A 20,932-nucleotide genomic window follows, 5' to 3' on the forward strand; every position below is an offset into this window, starting at 1 on the left:
TCAGGTTAGCAAGCGGGAGCCTTGCGGCTCCCGCTGCGGCTTACCAGGTTTGGGTGGCCTTGAACTTCTCGATACCGGCTTTCATGCCAGCGTCGATTTCGTCATTGAAGTCACCTTTCACGTTGATCTTCGCCATCAAATCGGCGTGATCGCGGTTGAAGAAAGCAATCAGCGCTTGCTCGAAGCTGCCGACCTTAGTGATTTCAACGTCAGTCAGGAACCCACGCTCAGCGGCATACAGCGACAGCGCCATGTCAGCGATCGACATTGGTGCGTATTGCTTCTGCTTCATCAGCTCGGTAACGCGCTGACCATGCTCAAGTTGCTTACGGGTCGCTTCGTCCAGGTCAGAAGCGAACTGGGCGAATGCCGCCAGTTCACGGTACTGAGCCAGAGCGGTACGGATACCACCGGACAGCTTCTTGATGATCTTGGTCTGAGCGGCACCACCCACACGGGATACCGAAACACCGGCGTTCACTGCAGGGCGGATGCCCGAGTTGAACATGGCCGATTCCAGGAAGATCTGACCGTCGGTGATGGAAATCACGTTGGTCGGAACGAACGCGGAAACGTCGCCAGCCTGGGTTTCGATGATCGGCAGTGCGGTCAGGGAACCGGTTTTGCCGGTCACTGCGCCGTTGGTGAACTTCTCTACGTACTCTTCCGAAACGCGGGATGCGCGCTCCAGCAGACGGGAGTGGAGATAGAACACGTCGCCTGGGTAAGCTTCACGGCCTGGTGGACGGCGCAGCAGCAGGGAAATCTGGCGGTAAGCCACTGCTTGCTTGGACAGATCGTCATAAACGATCAGCGCGTCTTCACCGCGGTCGCGGAAGTATTCGCCCATGGTGCAACCGGAGTACGGTGCCAGGAATTGCAGCGCAGGAGATTCCGAAGCACTGGCAGCCACGATGATCGTGTTGGCCAGGGCGCCGTTTTCTTCCAGCTTGCGAACCACGTTGGCGATGGTCGATTGTTTCTGGCCGATCGCGACGTAGACGCAGAAAATGCCGCTGTCTTTCTGGTTGATGATCGCGTCGATCGCCAGAGCGGTTTTACCGATCTGACGGTCACCGATGATCAGCTCACGCTGGCCACGGCCGACAGGGATCATGGCATCGACAGCCTTGTAGCCAGTCTGTACAGGCTGGTCTACCGACTTACGCCAGATCACGCCTGGAGCAACTTTCTCGACCGCGTCGGTCTCGGTGTTGCCCAGTGGACCTTTGCCGTCAACAGGGTTACCCAGTGCGTCGACAACGCGACCCAGCAGTTCCTTACCAACCGGAACTTCGAGGATGCGGCCGGTGCACTTGGCGCTCATGCCTTCAGCCAGAGACTGGTAAGCGCCCAGTACAACGGCACCTACGGAGTCTTGCTCCAGGTTGAGGGCCATACCGTAGACGCCGCCCGGAAACTCGATCATCTCGCCGTACATAACGTCGGCCAGACCGTGAATCCGCACGATACCGTCAGACACGCTGACGACAGTGCCTTCGTTACGGGCTTGGGAGGTCACATCGAGCTTGTCGATGCGGCCCTTGATAATTTCACTTATTTCGGAAGGATTGAGTTGCTGCATTGCTCTGCTGCCCCTTCAAACTCAAGATTTCAATGCTTCGGCAAGTTTCGCGATTTTGCCGCGAATCGAGCCATCGATAACCAGGTCGCCGGCGCGGATGACAACACCCCCAATAAGGGATTTGTCTTCCTCGACTTGCAGGCGCACTTCCCGGTTGAGTCGTGCACTGAGAACCTTGGCGAGTTTGTCTTGCTGTTCTTGGTTCAATGCAAAAGCACTGGTCACTTCAACATCTACCGATTTCTCTTGTTCGGCCTTGTACAGGTCGAAAAGAGCGGCAATCTCCGGCAGAAGCGAGAGACGGTCGTTTTCGGCAACGACGTTGATGAAGTTCTGTGCCTTCACATCAAACTTGTCGCCGCACACGTCAATAAACGTGGCGGCCTTTTCTGCGCTCGTCAGTCGCGGGGCCTTGAGCACGCGCTGCATGGTGTCGTCTTGCGACACCGCTGCTGCCAGGCCGAGCATGGCTGACCAATTGGCCAGTTGCTGGTGGGCCTGAGCGTGCTCGAAGGCCGCCTTAGCGTAAGGTCGGGCCAACGTGGTCAGTTCTGCCATGATCGCCCTCGCTTAGATTTCAGTAGCCAGTTTGTTTACCAGCTCTGCGTGCGCGTTTTGATCGATTGTGGCACCCAGGATCTTCTCGGCGCCGCCGACTGCCAGCAAGCCCACTTGGGCACGCAGCGCGTCTTTGACACTGTTCAGTTCCTGTTCGATCTCGGCCTGAGCCTGAACCTTCACACGGTCAGCGTCGATACGGGCTTTTTCAACAGCCTCTTCAACGATCTGGTTACCGCGTTTCTTGGCTTGCTCGATGATTTCAGCTGCCTGAGCTTTCGCTTCGCGCAGTTGCTGACCCGCTTTCTCTTGGGCCAACTCCAGGTCGCGAGCTGCTCGGCTGGCAGCGTCCAGTCCATCCGCGATCTTCTTTTGACGTTCGTGCAGTGCCGCGATGACCGGAGGCCATACGAACTTCATGCAGAACAGTACAAAAATCAGGAACGCAACGGACTGGCCAATCAGGGTCGCATTAATGTTCACGCCAACACCTCGCAGTTACGTTGTCCATCACACCAAATTACCCGGAAGATCCGAGTAATTAGCCAGCGATCTGACCAACGAACGGGTTCGCAAAGGTGAAGAACAGAGCGATACCAACACCGATCATGGTTACGGCGTCGAGCAGACCGGCAACGATGAACATTTTAACTTGCAGCATTGGAACCATTTCTGGCTGACGCGCTGCGCCTTCCAGGAACTTGCCGCCCAGCAGGCCGAAACCAATTGCGGTACCCAGTGCGCCCAGGCCGATCAACAGTGCAACAGCGATAGCGGTTAGACCAACTACAGTTTCCATCTTTCCTCCCGACTTTTACGTCGTATGGTTTAGGTTTTTTAGATTAAAGCGGTAAAACAAATCGTTTCAGATGCTCCGTGAGGAGCACCTTCCCGTTTGACCGGGAAGGACATCAGACTAGTCGAGACTGGTCTTAATGGTTTTCTTCGTGCGCCATCGACAGGTAGACGATGGTCAGCATCATGAAGATGAACGCCTGCAGGGTGATGATCAGGATGTGGAACACAGCCCACGCCCACTGCAGAACAACGCCCAGGCCACTAAGCCAGAGCAGACCGCTGCCGAACATCACAGCAATCAGAATGAACACCAGCTCACCGGCATACATGTTGCCGAACAGACGCAGAGCCAGGGAGATCGGTTTGGCGATCAGGGTTACGAATTCCAGCAGGAAGTTCACCGGGATCAGCAGGGCCTGAACGAAAATGTTCTTGCTGCCAAACGGGTGCAGGGTCAGCTCGCCGATAAAGCCGCCGATGCCCTTGACCTTGATGCTGTAGAAAATGATCAGTGCGAAAACCGACAGCGCCATGCCTAGGGTCGCGTTCGGGTCGGTAGTCGACACGGCGCGGAACGGGATGTGTGCATCGCCGGAGATCAGGATGGCCAGCTGAGGAATCCAGTCGACCGGTATCAGGTCGACGGCGTTCATCAGGAACACCCAGACGAAGATGGTCAGTGCCAGCGGTGCAATCACCGGGCTACGGCCATGGAAGCTGTCTTTCACGCTGCCATCGACGAATTCGACCAATACTTCAACGAAGTTCTGCAAAGCACCAGGCTGACCGGAAGTCGCCTTCTTTGCCGCCATGCGGAAAAGAAGAACGAAGATCAGACCCAATGCGACCGACCAGCCGAGGGTATCGACGTGGAAAGCCCAGAAGCCCATTTCTTTGGCTTCTGCTGCGGTGTGGGCAAAGCCCCAGCCGCCGGTAGGGTGCTGACCGAAAGTCAGGTTCTGCAAGTGGTGCTGGATATAGCCCGAAGCGGTTGTTTCTGCCATGGTTGCCTCAAACGCCCTAAGGTCTCGAAAGTCTTGTTCTCATCAGCAGGGGCGCGAACCAGCTGACCAGTTGGGTCAGAACGAAGACGCCGAATACAGCTAGCGGCGCCAATGGCTTCACACCTGCAAACGTCAATGCAAAGAGCACTGCCGTCAAAATCAGTTTGCCCGCCTCGCCGGCATAAAATGACCGGACGATGGCTTGAGCTGCTCGGGCGCCGGAAAACCGAAATGCCCTGTGAGCGAAATAAACATTGGGCAGCAAGGCTATCAGGCCTCCGCAGAGTCCCGAGTACCCGGCAACGACTCCATACAATTGCCAGAGCGCCAAAGCGGCAATCAGCAAAATGACAAACTGAGCCATTAACACCGGAAAAACTGCCAGACGATGGAACGGCAAGCGGTTTGGCGTGCGGGTTTCCATCACTATTGCTCTCCAATGGTCGGCTGCCAGAATTCAATAACTTGGCATAATTTGTGCCGACAAAATGCGCGCAGAGTATAGGGGCGGTTCTGCCCCTATTCAACTGTCAGGTAGTGATTTCCGACTGCGCGCTACATGAGGAAATGTTTCAGCGGATATGCGCGAGCACACCTTGTAGTTCATCCAGGGAGTTGTAGCCAATCACCAACTGACCCTTTCCCTTCTTCCCGTGGCGAATCTGCACCGCAGAGCCTAGGCGCTCGGCCAGGCGCTGTTCCAGACGAGCGATATCCGGGTCCGGTTTTGCCGCTTCAACAGGCTCCGGTTTGCCACTCAACCACTGCCGAACTAGTGCCTCAGTTTGGCGCACAGTCAGGCCACGTGCGACAACATGTCGCGCCCCTTCAACCTGTTGATTATCCGGCAGACCGAGCAACGCACGGGCATGACCCATTTCCAGATCGCCGTGGGACAGCATGGTCTTGATCACTTCCGGCAACGAAATCAACCGCAACAAGTTAGCCACGGTCACCCGCGACTTACCCACAGCTTCGGCGACTTGTTGCTGGGTCAGCTGGAATTCCTGCTGCAAACGCTGCAAGGCCACGGCTTCTTCGATCGGGTTGAGGTCTTCGCGCTGGATGTTCTCGATCAGCGCCATGGCGATCGCGGTTTCATCCGAGACATCGCGAACCATCGCCGGGATGGTTTCCTGGCCCGCTTGCTGGCTGGCGCGCCAGCGGCGTTCACCGGCAATGATTTCGAAACGACCGCTACCGATTGGACGAACCACGATCGGCTGCATGACGCCCTGAGCCTTGATCGACTGCGCCAATTCTTCGAGCGCTTGCGTATCCATATCCCGACGTGGTTGATACTTGCCGCGCTGGAGCAGGTCCAGGGGCAGGTGCTGCAACTCGCGCTGATCGGCTTGCACCGCTTGTTCCTCCAGCGAGCTGACGGTCGGACCACTCAGCAGTGCATCCAGTCCACGTCCGAGACCTCGTTTCTTGACGGCCATGGGGATTCCTTAAGTTGGCTGGGCGGCGGCGATGCGTGAGTTTTTGCGTTGACGACGAACCATTTCACCCGCCAGAGCCAGGTAGGCCACGGCACCGCGCGATGATTTGTCGTACGCCAGCGCCGGCATGCCATAGCTTGGAGCTTCGGCCAGACGGATGTTGCGTGGAATGACAGTGTCGTAGAGCTGATCGCCGAAGTGTTCCTTGAGCTGTGCCGATACGTCGTTCATCAGGCTCAGGCGCGGGTCGTACATCGTCCGTAACAGGCCTTCGACCTTGAGGTTCGGGTTCAGCAGTTCAGCGATGCGCTTGATGTTATCCACAAGGTCGCTCAAGCCTTCGAGTGCGAAATACTCGCACTGCATGGGGATAATCACCCCGTCGGCGGCAACCAAAGCGTTCAAGGTCAGCATCGACAGCGACGGCGGGCAGTCGATCAAAATGTAATCGTAGTTTTCACGGATCGGCGCCAGCGCGCTGCGCAGGCGACTTTCCTTCATCTGCATTTCCAGCAGAACCACTTCGGCGGCAGTCAGATCGCGGTTGGCCGGCAACAACTGGTAACCACCGTGTTCGGAATAATGCATGGCCTGAGCCAGATCGCATTCGCCGATCAACAGGTCATAGACCGAGTTTTCCAGGCCGTGTTTATCCACACCGCTACCCATGGTGGCGTTGCCCTGTGGATCGAGATCGATCAGCAATACCCGACGCTTGGTCGCGACCAGGGATGCTGCGAGGTTGATACAGGTGGTGGTCTTGCCCACACCACCCTTTTGGTTCGCTATCGCGAATACCTTAGCCATTCTTGCTTGTGTTCCCAATCATGCCGTGCGGCGCAGTATCAGCAGATGGCGTTGGCCTTGGCAACCGGGTACGGCCAGGGCGTGTTCGCTATCGAGGTGGAAGTCCGCCGGCAATGCTACCAGCTCATCGGCGGGATGAACGCCCTTCATTGCCAGCCAACGTGTATCGGTGTCGCCGAGGTGGCGCGTCCAGTTGCTGAAGTTCTCCATGCTGCTGAACGCCCGGGAAATTATCCCGTTGAACGGCTGGGCAGGCTGGAAGGCTTCGACGCGACTGTGGATAACTTGCAGGTTATCCAGTTTGAGTTCGAGTTTGACCTGGGTCAGGAAGCGGGTTTTCTTGCCGTTACTGTCCAGGCAAGTCACTTGGGACTCTGGAAACAGGATCGCCAACGGAATCCCCGGCATGCCGCCGCCGCTGCCCACGTCGAGCCAGCGACCGTTTTCGATGAACGTCATCACGCTCAGACTATCGAGCAAATGACGGGACACCATTTCGTCCGGATCCCGCACGGCGGTCAGGTTGTAAGCCTTGTTCCATTTGATCAACAGGGCCAGATAACCCAGCAGCTGCGCGTGCTGGGTTTCAGTCAGAGCGACACCGAGCTGGCGAGCACCTGTGGATAACTCTTCTGCGTGTTGCGAGGTGACCAACGAACTCAAGCGCTTTGCTCCAACTGACGGCCCGCGCCGCGTTTTTTCAAATGAATCATCAACAGCGAAATGGCCGCCGGTGTGACACCCGGGATACGCGACGCCTGGCCCAAAGTTTCTGGACGGGTCGCACCGAGCTTGCTCTGGATCTCCTTGGAGAGACCGGAAATGTTCGTGTAATCGATATCCACAGGCAGTTTTGTATCTTCGCTGGCCCGTAGACGAGCGATTTCATCTTGTTGACGATCGATGTAGCCGGCGTACTTGGTCTTGATTTCGACCTGCTCGGCAACCTGTGGATCTTCTGCGCCCCCGCCGGTCACGGCGATCAGACCAGCGTAGTCGATTTCCGGACGGCTCAAGAGATTGAGCAGGTTGTATTCGTGGGTCAGTGGCGTGCCGAATTTTTCGGCAATGGCATCGCCCTGTTCGGTGCCCGGGCGTACCCAGGTGCTTTTCAGGCGCTGCTCTTCCAGTTCGATGCTTTCGCGTTTTTTGCAGAAAGCCGCCCAGCGCACGTCATCCACCAGGCCCAGTTCGCGACCTTTTTCGGTCAGGCGCAGGTCGGCGTTGTCTTCGCGCAGGATCAAACGGTATTCGGCACGGGAAGTGAACATCCGGTACGGCTCTTGGGTTCCCAAGGTAATCAGGTCGTCAACCAGGACGCCGATATACGCTTCATCGCGACGCGGACACCAGGCGTCTTTACCTTGTGCACGCAGTGCCGCGTTGGTGCCGGCGAGCAAACCCTGGGCACCGGCTTCTTCGTAACCGGTTGTACCGTTGATTTGCCCGGCGAAGAACAGGCCGCCGATGACTTTGGTTTCCAGGCTGTATTTCAAATCGCGAGGATCGAAGTAGTCGTACTCGATCGCATAGCCCGGACGCACGATGTGCGCGTTTTCCATGCCGCGGATCGATTGCACGATCTGCAATTGCACGTCGAACGGCAAGCTTGTGGATATCCCGTTTGGATACAGCTCATGGGTGGTCAAACCTTCCGGTTCGATGAACACCTGATGGCTTTCCTTGTCGGCGAAGCGATGGATTTTGTCTTCGATCGACGGGCAATAACGCGGGCCAATGCCTTCGATCTCACCGGCAGCGGAATACATCGGCGAACGGTCGAGGTTCGCGGCAATGATTCCGTGGGTGCGGGCATTTGTGTGGGTAATCCAGCAACTGACTTGCCGTGGATGCTGTTCCTTGGTGCCCATGAACGACATCACAGGGATCGGTGTATCACCGGGTTGTTCGGACATAACCGAAAAATCCACAGACCGGCCGTCGATACGCGGCGGAGTACCGGTTTTCAGACGACCCACACGCAATGGCAGTTCACGCAGACGGTGAGCCAGCGCGATTGATGGTGGATCACCGGCGCGACCGCCGGAAAAATTCTGCAACCCGATGTGGATAAGTCCACCGAGGAACGTGCCGGTGGTTAACACCACGGAATCGGCGAAGAAACGCAGACCCATTTGGGTGACAACACCACGGACTTGTTCTTGCTCGACGATCAGGTCGTCGGCGGCCTGCTGAAATATCCACAGGTTCGGCTGGTTTTCAAGGATTTCGCGGACAGCAGCCTTGTACAAAATCCGGTCTGCCTGTGCACGGGTTGCGCGCACGGCAGGGCCTTTGCGGCTGTTCAACACGCGAAATTGAATACCACCTTTATCGGTGGCCATGGCCATCGCGCCGCCGAGGGCATCGATTTCCTTGACCAAGTGGCTTTTGCCAATCCCGCCAATGGCCGGGTTGCAACTCATGGCACCGAGGGTTTCCACGTTATGCGTCAGCAACAGGGTTTTGACCCCCATACGTGCTGAGGCCAGTGCTGCCTCGGTACCGGCATGACCGCCGCCGATGACGATCACTTCAAAACGGGAAGGGAAATCCACCACGCACCTCGTGCCTGCTTAAGTAGGTAATTCAGGAATAGTTTGAGCTCAGGTTTTTGGACCTGGTCGACAAGTATAGGGACTTCGCCCTTCCTAAAGAACCCTTTGCACAAAATTTAACCAGCTGTGGAGAAGTCGGGGTTATAGAAATTAAAAAGAGAGAAATTTATTAAATCTTTGTTTTTATGTTTATTTCTACTGACCGATGTTTCTGTGGATAGATCGCTGAAGGCCTTTATATTCAACGTGTACAGAGAATCAAAACCCTGTGGTCATGTGCCAATGAGGCCCTTGGATAAGCGGTCTAAGCCTGTGGATTAAAGTAGTGGTTATCCACAGAGGCGGTTATCTTCAGTTTTGAGGCCCTGTTATCAACTGCCCTTAGCCACGGTTATTCACAGGGCTTAATCCACAGAAAAACGTTGAAGGGGCGATTTCCGGGCACGGAAAATCCGCACAAGCAGAATCTATCGGCTCAGCACTGGAGGTTTATTTCAGAAAAAGGAGAGGACAGACAGGCACGAATGGCCTGTCTGTTAACAATGGGACGACTACTTACCGATGCAGAAGCTGGAGAAGATCCGACCCAACAGGTCATCGGAGCTGAATGCGCCGGTGATTTCACCCAGGGATTGTTGAGCCTGGCGCAAATCTTCGGCCAGCAACTCGCCGGCACCCGCCAGAGTCAGTTGAGCGCGGCCGTGCTCAAGGGAGGCGCTGGCATGACGCAGCGCCTCAAGGTGACGCCTGCGGGCGCTGAAGCTGCTTTCAGAGGTCTGCTCATAGCCCATGCAGGCCTTGAGGTGGTCGCGTAATAATTCCAGACCGACGCCGGCAGACTTGGCGCTCAGACTGATAGTGACATGGCCATCCTCACTGACTTCCAGGGCAATCGCTTCACCCGTCAGGTCAGCCTTGTTGCGGATCAGTGTGACCTTTGCCGGATCGGGACGGGTTTCAAGGAATTCCGGCCACAAAGCAAAGGGATCAAGGGCTTCGGGGGCTGTGGCATCAACCACCAGTAGCACGCGATCGGCTTCGCCAATGGCCTTTAATGCCCGCTCTACGCCAATCTTTTCCACATGATCGTCGGTATCGCGCAGACCCGCTGTATCGACCACGTGCAGCGGCATGCCATCGATGTGAATATGTTCACGAAGAACGTCTCGGGTCGTACCGGCAATCTCGGTCACGATGGCTGCTTCACGACCAGCTAACGCGTTGAGCAGGCTGGATTTGCCAGCATTCGGACGACCGGCGATTACCACCGTCATGCCATCACGCAGCAAGGCACCTTGCCCGGCTTCACGCATGACGGTGGATAACTCGTCACGAACTTTGTCGAGCATGCTCAGTACATGGCCATCGGCGAGGAAGTCGATTTCCTCCTCCGGGAAGTCGATCGCTGCTTCGACATAGATCCGCAGGCCGATCAATTGCTCGGTCAGGTTATGCACACGTGTTGAAAATGCACCTTGCAAGGAACGAAGGGCATTTCGAGCAGCCTGTGCAGAACTGGCTTCGATCAAGTCGGCAATTGCTTCAGCTTGAGCCAGATCGAGCTTGTCATTGAGGAATGCGCGTTCGCTGAATTCTCCCGGCCGGGCCAGACGGCAGCCCAGTTCCAGGCAGCGTTTGAGCAACATATCCAGAACAATCGGTCCGCCATGGCCTTGCAGTTCCAGCACGTCTTCGCCAGTGAACGAATTCGGGCCGGGGAAATACAGGGCGATACCCTGATCCAGCACCTCGTCGTTTTCACCGAAAAACTCACCGTAGTGAGCAAATCGCGGCTTGAGTTCTCGACCACTGAAGGCCTTGGCCGCAACGCTGGCCAACGGTCCCGAGATACGGACGATTCCGACTCCGCCGCGACCTTGTGCGGTAGCAACGGCGGCAATGGTTTCACGAGGAGCGCTCATAAACCGGTATCCAGACAAAAGTGACAGATAGCAAAACGCCCCACTAGGGGGCGTTTTGAGTGGTTATCCACAGTGTAAATCAGGCAGCTGCTTTGGTAGCTGCTTCGATCTTACGCGTGATGTACCACTGTTGGGCGATCGACAGGCAGTTGTTCACTACCCAGTACAGCACCAGACCAGCCGGGAACCACAGGAAGAAGAAGGTGAAGATGATTGGCATCAGCTTCATCACCTTGGCCTGCATCGGATCCGGTGGAGTCGGGTTCAACTGCTGCTGGATGAACATGGTTGCACCCATGATGATCGGCAGAATGAAGAACGGATCCTTGATCGACAGGTCAGTAATCCACAGCATGAACGGCGCCTGGCGCATTTCAACGCTTTCCAGCAGAACCCAGTACAGCGAGAGGAAAACCGGCATCTGCACAAGGATTGGCAAGCAACCACCCAGCGGATTGATCTTCTCTTTCTTGTACAGCTCCATCATGGCTTGCGACATTTTCTGCCGATCATCGCCATGTTGCTCTTTCAGGGCAGCCAGTTTCGGTGCCACTGCGCGCATGCGCGCCATGGATTTGTAGCTGGCGGCCGACAATGGGAAGAAAATCCCTTTGATCAGCATGGTCAGGAAGATGATCGACCAGCCCCAGTTACCCACAATGGCGTGAATGTGTTGCAGCAACCAGAAGATCGGTTGAGCGATGAACCACAGAATGCCGTAGTCGACGGTCAATTCCAGCCCTGGGGACAACTCTTTCAGCACCGCCTGGCTTTTCGGACCGGCGTACAGAGTGGCGCTGGTTTCAGCTTTGGCACCCGGTGCAACGGTCAGCGAAGGACCGGTGTAGCCGATGATGTAGTTGCCTTTGCTGTCTTTACGGGTCTGGACGACGTTATTTTCGCCCTTGGCCGGAATCCACGCGGTCACGAAGTAGTGTTGCAACCATGCAACCCAACCACCGGTAACGGTTTCTTTCAGCTGTGCCTTGTCCATGTCCTTCATGGACACTTTCTTGTACGGCTCGGAACTTGTCCACAGGGCTGCGCCCAGGTAAGTCGCGGTGCCGGTGGCGGTGCTGGAAGATGGATCGGAACTGGCGTCACGCTTCAACTGAGCGAACATTGCACCGGACCAAGGCTGAGCGCTCTGGTTGTCGATCAGGTAGGAGACGGTTACGTCGTACAGGCCACGTTTCAAGGTGAAACGCTTGATGTAGTTGACGCCGTCCTTACTGAACTTCAGGTCCACGACCAATTGGTCCTGGCCGTCAGCCAGTTGATAAACCTTCTTCTCCGAGGAGTAAACCGGACGACCGGTAGGACTTGCATCCGGACCGTTGCTGCCGATCAAGCCACTTTGAGCCAGATAAGTGCGCTCGTTGCCATTATCGAACAACTGGAATGGAATTTCCGGATGGTCCTGGCGACGTGGATACAGCGGCAATTTCAGCTGGGCGACATCACCACCTTGTGGATCGATGGCCAGATCGAGCACATCCGTTTTGATCTGGATGAGGTCGGTGCTCACGGCTACCGGAGTTTCGGCAGGTGCGCTGGTATCGTTTGCGGCGTGTGGAATGTCGTCACTGACGGACGCTTTATTGCCAGTTGCCGTATCCGGGAGGCCCGGTGCGGTCGTACTGGAAGCAACATTCTGAGTCGGCAGGGCAGCCTGACCATAGTCCTGGTTCCATTTAAGAACCATAACGTAGGACACGATTGCCAGGGCGACGATCAGGATCGTGCGTTTGATATCCATGATTACTCGGCCATCGAAGAAGAACGGGAGGTAGGGATAGGTGGAACCGGGTCATAACCACCGGGATTCCACGGATGACAGCGACCTAAACGACGAAAGGTCAGCCAGCCACCGCGAAGAAGGCCATGATTTTCAATGGCTTCTAACGCGTAGCAGGAACAACTGGGGTAGAAACGACAGTGATTGGCCATCAGGGGACTAATGGCATAGCGGTAAAACTGGATCGGAACGAGTGCCAGTTTACGCATCTGGACTGTCTACCCCTACAGTTTCGGTTTTGACTGCTGGTACCGGCGTGCTGCGTGCCAGACGCTTCCAGAGTTTGCCGAAATGCTGAATCAATTCGGGGTTTTCTACGTCGCCCAAACCTTTGCGCGCGACGATAACGATGTCCCAGCCGACCAGTGAATCCTGGTTCAGACGAAACGATTCGCGCATCAGACGTTTGAGGCGATTGCGCTCGACGGAGAGCTTTACGCTCTTTTTCCCGATAACCAGCCCGAGACGGGGGTGATCAAGATCGTTGTTGCGCGCAAGGAGCAGGAGATTTTTCCCCGGAACCTTGCCGGTAGGGGAGTCAAAGACTGCCTTGAAATGCCGGGGGGTAAGCAGACGCTTTTCCCGACTGAAGTCCTGACTCACCTCCAGTGCCGGATTATCAAACTGCCAGACGCGCACGACCTTTGGCGCGACGACGCGACAGGACGGCACGACCGTTCTTGGTAGCCATGCGAGCACGGAAACCGTGGGTACGAGCGCGTTTGATAGTGCTTGGTTGGAAAGTACGTTTCATTGTCGTGTTACCTGGTTCGTCCACAACGGGCCGGAATGGCCCCCGTTTTAAGAGACCGGGGATTCTAGAGAAAGCAAGCCTCTAGGTCAATTTCCAACCAACGTTTCCTTATAAATAGATCTCCAGAGGTTTGGCCGGTACGAATCCACCGATAAACATAAAAATAAAGAAGGAGAGTATTTAAAGCTTTTCTGTAAAGCTTATAAAAGCTAGGGACGCGGCCATCTGTGGATAACTGGCAGTAGCCCTTATTTCTCCTGATGTACAGAGAATGACAACTACAGTGGAAAACCGTGTTCAGCCTGTGCTGCACTGTCGGATAACCTGTGTGTGAAACAGCCGGTTATCCACAGCCAGGTTATCCACCGAGTTTCACCCCCAGTTGTGCAATGAGCTCAGACCCGGTTATCCACAGAGCTTATGCACAGACCATTGGTCGTCTTTTTTGCGTATAAAACGTTGATTGATCCTGGTTTGTGAGCAACCTTCGTGTGGATAAGTCGGCGTCTGGTCGTTACAATGGCCGCTTGTTTTTGCCTCACCGGCTTTCAACTTAGGGGATATCCGTGTCAGTGGAACTTTGGCAGCAGTGCGTGGAGCTTTTGCGCGATGAGCTGCCTGCCCAACAATTCAACACTTGGATCCGTCCACTACAGGTCGAAGCCGAAGGCGACGAGTTGCGTGTTTACGCACCCAATCGTTTTGTTCTGGACTGGGTCAACGAAAAATACCTCGGTCGTGTGATGGAGCTGCTGGACGAGCACGGCAACGGAATGGCGCCCGCGCTTTCCTTATTAATAGGCAGCAAGCGCAGTTCGGCGCCTCGTGCCGCGCCGAATGCTCCACTTGCCGCCGCAGCGTCCCAGGCTCAGGCCGCGTCTGCACCGGTCAGCACGCCGCCCCCGGCGCCAGCGCCAGCCAAGCGTGCGACGCAAAAAGTTGCCGAAGTCACTGAAGAAGAGCCTTCGCGCGATAGCTTCGATCCAATGGCTGGCGCCAGTTCCCAACAGGCTCCGGTTCGTTCGGAACAACGCACTGTGCAGGTTGAAGGCGCGCTCAAGCACACCAGCTACCTGAACCGCACTTTCACCTTCGAAAACTTCGTTGAGGGTAAATCCAACCAACTGGCCCGGGCTGCTGCCTGGCAAGTGGCGGATAACCCCAAGCACGGCTACAACCCGCTCTTCCTTTATGGTGGCGTGGGTCTGGGTAAAACCCACTTGATGCATGCTGTGGGTAACCACCTGTTAAAGAAGAATCCGAATGCCAAGGTTGTGTACCTGCATTCCGAGCGCTTCGTGGCGGATATGGTCAAGGCGCTGCAGCTGAACGCGATCAACGAGTTCAAGCGTTTCTACCGTTCGGTGGATGCATTGCTGATCGATGACATTCAGTTCTTCGCTCGCAAAGAACGTTCCCAGGAAGAGTTTTTCCACACCTTCAACGCCCTGCTTGAAGGTGGCCAGCAGGTCATTCTCACCAGTGACCGCTACCCGAAAGAAATCGAAGGCCTTGAAGAGCGCCTGAAATCCCGCTTCGGCTGGGGCTTGACGGTCGCCGTCGAGCCGCCGGAACTGGAAACCCGTGTGGCGATCCTGATGAAGAAGGCCGATCAGGCCAAGGTCGAACTGCCACACGATGCGGCATTCTTCATTGCCCAACGCATTCGTTCCAACGTCCGTGAACTGGAAGGCGCGCTCAAACGCGTGATCGCCCACTCCCACTTCATGGGCCGCGATATCACCATCGAGCTGATTCGCGAGTCCTTGAAGGATCTGTTGGCGCTACAAGACAAACTGGTCTCTGTGGATAACATTCAGCGCACGGTCGCTGAGTACTACAAGATCAAGATCTCTGACTTGTTGTCCAAACGTCGTTCGCGTTCGGTTGCCCGTCCGCGTCAGGTCGCCATGGCCTTGTCCAAAGAACTGACCAACCACAGCCTGCCGGAAATCGGCGATGTATTTGGCGGACGTGACCACACGACTGTTTTGCACGCCTGCCGCAAGATCAACGAACTTAAGGAATCCGACGCGGACATCCGCGAGGACTACAAGAACCTGCTGCGTACACTGACCACTTGATGAACACCAGCGCAGCTTATTAAGGCAAGGGACTAGACCATGCATTTCACCATTCAACGCGAAGCCCTGTTGAAACCCCTGCAACTGGTCGCAGGCGTCGTCGAGCGCCGCCAGACCTTGCCGGTGCTCTCCAACGTGCTGCTGGTTGTCGAAGGCCAGCAACTGTCGCTGACCGGTACCGACCTGGAAGTCGAGCTGGTCGGTCGTGTTCAACTCGAAGAGCCTGCCGAGCCAGGGTCCATCACTGTGCCTGCGCGCAAGCTGATGGATATCTGCAAAAGCTTGCCGAACGATGCACTGATCGACATTAAGGTCGACGAGCAGAAGTTGGTGGTCAAGGCTGGCCGTAGCCGTTTCACCTTGTCGACCCTGCCGGCCAACGATTTCCCGACAGTGGAAGAAGGCCCGGGCTCGCTGACTTGCAGCCTTGAGCAAAGCAAGCTGCGTCGTTTGATCGAACGCACCAGCTTCGCCATGGCCCAGCAGGACGTGCGTTACTACCTCAATGGCATGTTGCTGGAAGTTTCGGCCGGGATCATCCGCGCCGTGGCTACCGACGGTCACCGTCTGGCGATGTGCTCGATGCAGGCTGACATTGGTCAGCCGGATCGCCACCAGGTTATCGTGCCGCGCAAAGGTATTCTTGAGCTCGCGCGTTTGCTGACCGAGCCGGACGGCATCGTCAGCATCGTCCTCGGTCAGCACCACATTCGCGCCACCACCGGTGAATTCACCTTCACCTCGAAACTGGTCGACGGTAAATTCCCGGATTACGAGCGTGTTCTGCCGAAAGGCGGCGACAAGCTGGTACTCGGCGACCGTCAGGCGCTGCGCGAAGCCTTCAGCCGTACCGCGATTCTGTCCAACGAGAAGTACCGTGGTATCCGCCTGCAACTGGCCAACGGTCAGTTGAAAATCCAGGCGAATAACCCGGAGCAGGAAGAAGCGGAAGAAGAAGTGGGCGTTGAGTACAACGGCGGCTCGCTGGAAATCGGCTTCAACGTGAGCTACTTGCTCGACGTGTTGGGTGTGATGACCACCGAGCAGGTTCGTCTGATCCTGTCCGACTCCAACAGCAGCGCGCTGGTACAAGAGTCCGACAACGACGACTCGGCTTACGTTGTCATGCCGATGCGTCTGTAATCATGCTCAGCAGAAGCTAGATGTCCTTAAGTCGCGTCTCGGTCACCGCGGTGCGCAATCTGCACCCGGTGACCTTCTCCCCCTCTCCCCGAATCAACATTCTTTACGGCGCCAACGGCAGCGGCAAAACCAGTGTTCTGGAAGCCATTCACCTGCTGGGGCTTGCCCGTTCCTTTCGTAGCACCCGTCTGTTGCCGGTCATTCAATACGAGCAATTGGCATGCACAGTATTTGGACAGGTCGAGTTGGCCGAAGGCGGACACAGCGCTTTGGGGATATCACGGGATCGCCAGGGCGAGTTCCAGATACGCATCGACGGGCAGAACGCCCGGAGTGCAGCCCAACTGGCAGAGATCCTGCCGCTGCAGTTGATCAACCCGGACAGCTTCCGTTTGCTGGAAGGTGCTCCGAAGATTCGCCGTCAGTTTCTCGATTGGGGCGTGTTCCACGTGGAACCACGATTCATGTCCACCTGGCAGCGCTTGCAGAAGGCCCTGCGCCAGAGAAACTCTTGGCTGCGGCATGGTACACTTGACGCCGTTTCGCAAGCGGTTTGGGACAGGGAACTGTGCCAGGCCAGCGCTGAAATTGATGAATACCGCCGCGCCTATATCAAAGCCTTGAAACCTGTCTTTGAACAGACCTTGAGCGAGTTGGTTGAGCTTGAGGGCTTAACGCTCAGCTATTACCGAGGTTGGGACAAAGACCGTGAGCTGAGCGCTGTGCTCGCCGGGTCCCTGCAGCGGGATCAGCAGATGGGTCACACCCAGGCCGGACCACAACGGGCTGATTTGCGTCTCAGACTGGGCGCACACAATGCCGCGGACATCTTGTCCCGCGGCCAGCAGAAGTTGGTGGTTTGTGCATTGCGGATTGCCCAGGGGCACCTGGTCAGTCAGGCCCGACGCGGTCAGTGTATTTATCTGGTGGATGACTTGCCGTCCGAACTGGACGAGCAGCACCGCCGCGCGCTTTGCCGCTTGCTGGAAGACTTACGCTGCCAGGTGTTTATCACCTGTGTAGATCACGAATTATTGAGGGAAGGCTGGCAGACGGAAACGCCAGTCGCTCTGTTCCACGTGGAACAGGGCCGTATCACCCAGACCCACGACCATCGGGAGTGAAGGCATTGAGCGAAGAAAATACGTACGACTCAACGAGCATTAAAGTGCTGAAAGGCCTGGATGCCGTACGCAAACGTCCCGGTATGTACATTGGCGACACCGACGATGGTAGCGGCCTGCACCACATGGTGTTCGAAGTCGTCGATAACTCGATCGACGAAGCTCTCGCCGGCCACTGCGACGACATCAGCATCATCATCCACCCGGATGAATCCATCACCGTTCGTGACAACGGCCGTGGTATCCCGGTAGACGTGCACAAAGAAGAAGGCGTCTCAGCAGCCGAGGTCATCATGACCGTGCTGCACGCCGGCGGTAAGTTCGATGACAACTCCTACAAAGTTTCCGGCGGTCTGCACGGTGTAGGTGTTTCGGTAGTTAACGCTCTTTCCGAACAACTGGTCCTGACGGTTCGTCGTAGCGGCAAGATCTGGGAACAGACCTACGTACACGGTGTTCCGCAAGAGCCGATGAAAATCGTTGGCGACAGCGAAACCACTGGTACCCAGATTCACTTCAAGGCTTCCAGCGAAACCTTCAAGAATATCCACTTCAGCTGGGACATCCTGGCCAAGCGGATTCGTGAGCTGTCCTTCCTCAACTCCGGTGTCGGTATCGTCCTCAAGGACGAGCGCAGCGGCAAGGAAGAGCTGTTCAAGTACGAAGGTGGTCTGCGTGCGTTCGTTGAATACCTGAACACTAACAAGACTCCAGTCAACCAGGTGTTCCACTTCAACATCCAGCGCGAAGACGGCATTGGCGTGGAAATCGCCCTGCAGTGGAACGACAGCTTCAACGAGAATCTGTTGTGCTTCACCAACAACATTCCGCAGCGCGACGGCGGTACTCACCTGGTCGGTTTCCGTTCCGCTCTGACGCGTAACCTGAACACCTACATCGAAGCTGAAGGTCTGGCGAAGAAGCACAAAGTCGCGACTACCGGTGACGATGCCCGTGAAGGCCTGACCGCGATCATTTCGGTAAAGGTGCCGGATCCGAAGTTCAGCTCCCAGACCAAAGACAAGCTGGTCTCTTCCGAAGTGAAGACCGCGGTCGAACAGGAAATGGGCAAGTACTTCTCCGACTTCCTGCTGGAAAACCCGAACGAAGCCAAACTGGTCGTCGGCAAGATGATCGACGCAGCTCGTGCCCGTGAAGCGGCGCGCAAGGCTCGTGAGATGACCCGCCGCAAAGGCGCGCTGGACATCGCCGGCCTGCCGGGCAAACTGGCTGACTGCCAGGAAAAAGACCCTGCCCTGTCCGAACTGTACCTCGTGGAAGGTGACTCTGCTGGCGGCTCCGCCAAGCAGGGTCGTAACCGCAAGACCCAGGCAATTCTGCCCCTCAAGGGTAAAATCCTGAACGTCGAGAAAGCGCGTTTCGACAAGATGATCTCTTCCCAGGAAGTAGGTACCTTGATCACCGCGCTGGGTTGCGGCATCGGCCGTGACGAGTACAACATCGACAAGCTGCGTTACCACAACATCATCATCATGACCGATGCTGACGTCGACGGTTCGCACATCCGTACCCTGCTGCTGACCTTCTTCTTCCGTCAGCTGCCGGAGCTGATCGAGCGTGGCTACATCTACATCGCTCAGCCGCCGCTGTACAAAGTGAAGAAAGGCAAGCAAGAGCAATACATCAAAGACGACGACGCCATGGAAGAGTACATGACGCAGTCGGCCCTGGAAGATGCGAGCCTGCACCTGAACGAAGAGGCCCCGGGTATCTCCGGTGAAGCCCTTGAGCGTCTGGTGAATGACTTCCGCCTGGTGATGAAGACCCTCAAGCGCCTGTCGCGCCTGTACCCACAGGAACTGACCGAGCACTTCATCTACCTGCCGGCCGTCAGCCTGGAGCAACTGTCCGACCACGCAGCCATGCAGGATTGGCTGGCCCAGTACGAAGTGCGTCTGCGTACCGTCGAGAAGTCGGGTCTGGTGTACAAGGCCAGCCTGCGTGAAGACCGTGAACGTAACGTCTGGCTGCCAGAGGTCGAATTGATCTCCCACGGCCTGTCGAACTACGTCACCTTCAACCGCGACTTCTTCGGCAGCAACGATTACAAGACCGTGGTTTCCCTTGGTGCTCAGCTGAGCACCTTGCTGGACGACGGCGCGTACATTCAGCGCGGCGAGCGCAAGAAGCAGGTCACCGAGTTCAAGGAAGCCCTTGAGTGGCTGATGGCCGAAAGCACCAAGCGCCATACCATCCAGCGATACAAAGGTCTGGGTGAGATGAACCCGGATCAGCTGTGGGAAACCACCATGGATCCCGGCTCGCGCCGCATGCTCAAAGTGACCATCGAAGACGCCATTGGCGCGGACCAGATCTTCAACACCCTGATGGGTGATGCGGTCGAACCACGTCGTGACTTCATCGAAAGCAACGCATTGGCGGTTTCTAACCTGGATTTCTGATCCAGTAAGCCCGCTAAACTAAAAAGGGCCAACGCGTGTGCGTTGGCCCTTTTTTTATGAGATCAAAAGATCATCCGAGCGCGGCCCGAGCCTTCGGCAGCTCCTACAGCGTTTATTCGCTCGCTGTGGCCACACTCTCCAGCCGATACCCATACCCATAAATCGTCAGCAGCTGCCATCCACGGTCAGCGGTCAGCCCCAGTTTGTTGCGCAAGCGATAGATGTGTGTATCCAGCGGCCGAGAAGAGTCCATTTCTTCGTGAGTCCAGAATCGCTGGTAGAGGTATTCCCGGGACAACGGCCGGCCCAGGTTGGTGAACAGGCAGCGCGCCAGTCGATATTCACGCTCCGTCATGACAATGGGGCTGCCCCCTCGCTTGACGGTTAACTCGGCATCATCGAACACCAGGTCATTGAAACTCAGCACTTCAGCCGCTGCGTTGCGCTGCTGACTGTGCCGACGCAGTACCGCCGCGACCCGGGCTTTCAGTTCGTTGGGGCGAAACGGTTTGCTGACGTAGTCATCGGCACCGGCATTCAAGGCCTGGACGATGTCACTCTCTGTGTCGCGACTGGTGAGCATGATCGCCGCCGGGGGCGCTTCCATGTGTTCGCGGGTCCAGCGCAGCAGTTCGAGACCGCTCAGGTCAGGCATTTGCCAGTCGAGGATAAGCAGGTCATAGGTTTCCCGGCGCAGCTGACGCAACAGGTCCTCTCCCCTCTCAAAACTGTGCAACGACCAGGCATCCTCCCCCGGTTCAGCCATCTGATGCAGGGTCTGTTCTACCCGGCGCAGTTCTGCCGGTTCATCGTCCAGTATCGCGACACGCATGTGCGGTATTCCTTGGGCTCGGGGGCGGTCCGTTGTGAACAGACAATAGCTACTCGGATAACGAAAGTAAAAGCAGCCCACCGTTGGTCGACGTCCG

20 protein-coding genes are annotated in these 20,932 nt (G+C 56.4%); 4 read left to right on the forward strand and 16 right to left on the reverse strand.

Going from position 1 to position 20,932, the window contains the following annotated elements; all coding sequences use genetic code 11:
* Positions 1 to 40 precede the first annotated feature (40 nt).
* The 15 genes from atpA to rpmH all read right to left on the reverse strand — a co-directional run bounded on the left by atpA (position 41) and on the right by rpmH (position 13,229).
* Complete coding sequence (gene atpA / locus NL64_RS17835) at positions 41 to 1,585, reverse strand: F0F1 ATP synthase subunit alpha (protein ID WP_034149393.1); 1,545 nt, start codon at positions 1,583 to 1,585, stop codon at positions 41 to 43.
* 21 nt (positions 1,586 to 1,606) lie between these two features.
* Positions 1,607 to 2,143, reverse strand: a complete 537-nt coding sequence (locus NL64_RS17840; protein ID WP_034149394.1) for a F0F1 ATP synthase subunit delta — start codon at positions 2,141 to 2,143, stop codon at positions 1,607 to 1,609.
* Between the two features lie 12 nt (positions 2,144 to 2,155).
* Positions 2,156 to 2,626: a F0F1 ATP synthase subunit B gene (locus NL64_RS17845; RefSeq protein ID WP_034149395.1), complete on the reverse strand. Its 471-nt coding sequence runs from the start codon at positions 2,624 to 2,626 to the stop codon at positions 2,156 to 2,158.
* 58 nt (positions 2,627 to 2,684) lie between these two features.
* Complete coding sequence (atpE, locus tag NL64_RS17850) at positions 2,685 to 2,942, reverse strand: F0F1 ATP synthase subunit C (RefSeq protein ID WP_003097235.1); 258 nt, start codon at positions 2,940 to 2,942, stop codon at positions 2,685 to 2,687.
* A gap of 133 nt (positions 2,943 to 3,075) precedes the next feature.
* Entirely contained in the window at positions 3,076 to 3,945 is an 870-nt protein-coding gene (gene atpB / locus NL64_RS17855; RefSeq protein ID WP_034149396.1) for a F0F1 ATP synthase subunit A, read from the reverse strand.
* A gap of 16 nt (positions 3,946 to 3,961) precedes the next feature.
* Positions 3,962 to 4,369, reverse strand: a complete 408-nt coding sequence (locus NL64_RS17860) for a F0F1 ATP synthase subunit I (RefSeq protein ID WP_034149397.1) — start codon at positions 4,367 to 4,369, stop codon at positions 3,962 to 3,964.
* A gap of 148 nt (positions 4,370 to 4,517) precedes the next feature.
* Positions 4,518 to 5,390 (reverse strand): ParB/RepB/Spo0J family partition protein, encoded by an 873-nt coding sequence (locus tag NL64_RS17865; RefSeq protein WP_034149398.1) that lies wholly within the window; start codon positions 5,388 to 5,390, stop codon positions 4,518 to 4,520.
* Between the two features lie 9 nt (positions 5,391 to 5,399).
* Positions 5,400 to 6,197, reverse strand: a complete 798-nt coding sequence (locus NL64_RS17870) for a ParA family protein (protein ID WP_034149399.1) — start codon at positions 6,195 to 6,197, stop codon at positions 5,400 to 5,402.
* A gap of 18 nt (positions 6,198 to 6,215) precedes the next feature.
* Positions 6,216 to 6,860 carry a 16S rRNA (guanine(527)-N(7))-methyltransferase RsmG gene (gene rsmG, locus NL64_RS17875; RefSeq protein WP_034149400.1) on the reverse strand — a complete coding sequence of 215 codons (645 nt, stop codon included), beginning with the start codon at positions 6,858 to 6,860 and terminating at the stop codon, positions 6,216 to 6,218.
* Entirely contained in the window at positions 6,857 to 8,755 is a 1,899-nt protein-coding gene (mnmG, locus tag NL64_RS17880; RefSeq protein ID WP_034149401.1) for a tRNA uridine-5-carboxymethylaminomethyl(34) synthesis enzyme MnmG, read from the reverse strand. Before mnmG ends, rsmG begins: the two co-directional genes overlap by 4 nt.
* A 551-nt stretch (positions 8,756 to 9,306) precedes the next feature.
* Positions 9,307 to 10,677, reverse strand: a complete 1,371-nt coding sequence (gene mnmE, locus NL64_RS17885) for a tRNA uridine-5-carboxymethylaminomethyl(34) synthesis GTPase MnmE (protein ID WP_034149402.1) — start codon at positions 10,675 to 10,677, stop codon at positions 9,307 to 9,309.
* Positions 10,678 to 10,756: 79 nt separating this feature from the next.
* Positions 10,757 to 12,436 (reverse strand): membrane protein insertase YidC, encoded by a 1,680-nt coding sequence (gene yidC, locus NL64_RS17890; RefSeq protein WP_034149403.1) that lies wholly within the window; start codon positions 12,434 to 12,436, stop codon positions 10,757 to 10,759.
* Between the two features lie 2 nt (positions 12,437 to 12,438).
* Entirely contained in the window at positions 12,439 to 12,684 is a 246-nt protein-coding gene (gene yidD / locus NL64_RS29695) for a membrane protein insertion efficiency factor YidD (RefSeq protein WP_003213574.1), read from the reverse strand.
* Complete coding sequence (gene rnpA / locus NL64_RS17895; protein WP_028620331.1) at positions 12,677 to 13,078, reverse strand: ribonuclease P protein component; 402 nt, start codon at positions 13,076 to 13,078, stop codon at positions 12,677 to 12,679. The genes yidD and rnpA overlap by 8 nt, the downstream gene beginning before the upstream one ends.
* A gap of 16 nt (positions 13,079 to 13,094) precedes the next feature.
* Positions 13,095 to 13,229, reverse strand: coding sequence for a 50S ribosomal protein L34 (gene rpmH / locus NL64_RS29700; RefSeq protein WP_003213577.1), 135 nt, complete (start codon positions 13,227 to 13,229; stop codon positions 13,095 to 13,097).
* 566 nt (positions 13,230 to 13,795) lie between these two features.
* On the opposite strand from rpmH, the gene dnaA reads away from it, so the two are divergent.
* Genes dnaA through gyrB form a run of 4 tightly spaced genes read left to right on the forward strand, consistent with a single transcriptional unit; the run spans position 13,796 to position 20,003 of the window.
* Positions 13,796 to 15,313 carry a chromosomal replication initiator protein DnaA gene (gene dnaA / locus NL64_RS17900; RefSeq protein ID WP_034149404.1) on the forward strand — a complete coding sequence of 506 codons (1,518 nt, stop codon included), beginning with the start codon at positions 13,796 to 13,798 and terminating at the stop codon, positions 15,311 to 15,313.
* Between the two features lie 39 nt (positions 15,314 to 15,352).
* Positions 15,353 to 16,456: a DNA polymerase III subunit beta gene (dnaN, locus tag NL64_RS17905; RefSeq protein ID WP_034149405.1), complete on the forward strand. Its 1,104-nt coding sequence runs from the start codon at positions 15,353 to 15,355 to the stop codon at positions 16,454 to 16,456.
* A 20-nt stretch (positions 16,457 to 16,476) separates the two neighbouring features.
* On the forward strand, positions 16,477 to 17,580 hold the full coding sequence (gene recF / locus NL64_RS17910) for a DNA replication/repair protein RecF (protein ID WP_008064628.1): 1,104 nt from the start codon (positions 16,477 to 16,479) through the stop codon (positions 17,578 to 17,580).
* A 5-nt stretch (positions 17,581 to 17,585) separates the two neighbouring features.
* Positions 17,586 to 20,003 (forward strand): DNA topoisomerase (ATP-hydrolyzing) subunit B, encoded by a 2,418-nt coding sequence (gene gyrB, locus NL64_RS17915; RefSeq protein WP_034149505.1) that lies wholly within the window; start codon positions 17,586 to 17,588, stop codon positions 20,001 to 20,003.
* 112 nt (positions 20,004 to 20,115) lie between these two features.
* On the opposite strand, the gene NL64_RS17920 is transcribed toward gyrB, so the two are convergent.
* Positions 20,116 to 20,835 carry a response regulator transcription factor gene (locus tag NL64_RS17920; RefSeq protein WP_034149406.1) on the reverse strand — a complete coding sequence of 240 codons (720 nt, stop codon included), beginning with the start codon at positions 20,833 to 20,835 and terminating at the stop codon, positions 20,116 to 20,118.
* Positions 20,836 to 20,932 lie beyond the last annotated feature (97 nt).

This window comes from Pseudomonas fluorescens, assembly GCF_000802965.1.
GTDB classification, from domain to species: Bacteria; Pseudomonadota; Gammaproteobacteria; order Pseudomonadales; family Pseudomonadaceae; genus Aquipseudomonas; species Aquipseudomonas fluorescens_A.

Bases quoted from the DNA above. Each gene is read 5' to 3' on its own strand.
- yidD (WP_003213574.1), bottom strand. From the start codon at position 12,684: ATGCGTAAACTGGCACTCGTTCCGATCCAGTTTTACCGCTATGCCATT.
- yidC (WP_034149403.1), bottom strand. From the start codon at position 12,436: ATGGATATCAAACGCACGATCCTGATCGTCGCCCTGGCAATCGTGTCC.
- atpE (WP_003097235.1), bottom strand. From the start codon at position 2,942: ATGGAAACTGTAGTTGGTCTAACCGCTATCGCTGTTGCACTGTTGATC.
- NL64_RS17860 (WP_034149397.1), bottom strand. From the start codon at position 4,369: ATGGAAACCCGCACGCCAAACCGCTTGCCGTTCCATCGTCTGGCAGTT.
- NL64_RS17920 (WP_034149406.1), bottom strand. From the start codon at position 20,835: ATGCGTGTCGCGATACTGGACGATGAACCGGCAGAACTGCGCCGGGTA.
- recF (WP_008064628.1), top strand. From the start codon at position 16,477: ATGTCCTTAAGTCGCGTCTCGGTCACCGCGGTGCGCAATCTGCACCCG.
- NL64_RS17870 (WP_034149399.1), bottom strand. From the start codon at position 6,197: ATGGCTAAGGTATTCGCGATAGCGAACCAAAAGGGTGGTGTGGGCAAG.
- rpmH (WP_003213577.1), bottom strand. From the start codon at position 13,229: ATGAAACGTACTTTCCAACCAAGCACTATCAAACGCGCTCGTACCCAC.
- NL64_RS17840 (WP_034149394.1), bottom strand. From the start codon at position 2,143: ATGGCAGAACTGACCACGTTGGCCCGACCTTACGCTAAGGCGGCCTTC.
- mnmE (WP_034149402.1), bottom strand. From the start codon at position 10,677: ATGAGCGCTCCTCGTGAAACCATTGCCGCCGTTGCTACCGCACAAGGT.
- atpA (WP_034149393.1), bottom strand. From the start codon at position 1,585: ATGCAGCAACTCAATCCTTCCGAAATAAGTGAAATTATCAAGGGCCGC.
- NL64_RS17865 (WP_034149398.1), bottom strand. From the start codon at position 5,390: ATGGCCGTCAAGAAACGAGGTCTCGGACGTGGACTGGATGCACTGCTG.
- atpB (WP_034149396.1), bottom strand. From the start codon at position 3,945: ATGGCAGAAACAACCGCTTCGGGCTATATCCAGCACCACTTGCAGAAC.
- dnaN (WP_034149405.1), top strand. From the start codon at position 15,353: ATGCATTTCACCATTCAACGCGAAGCCCTGTTGAAACCCCTGCAACTG.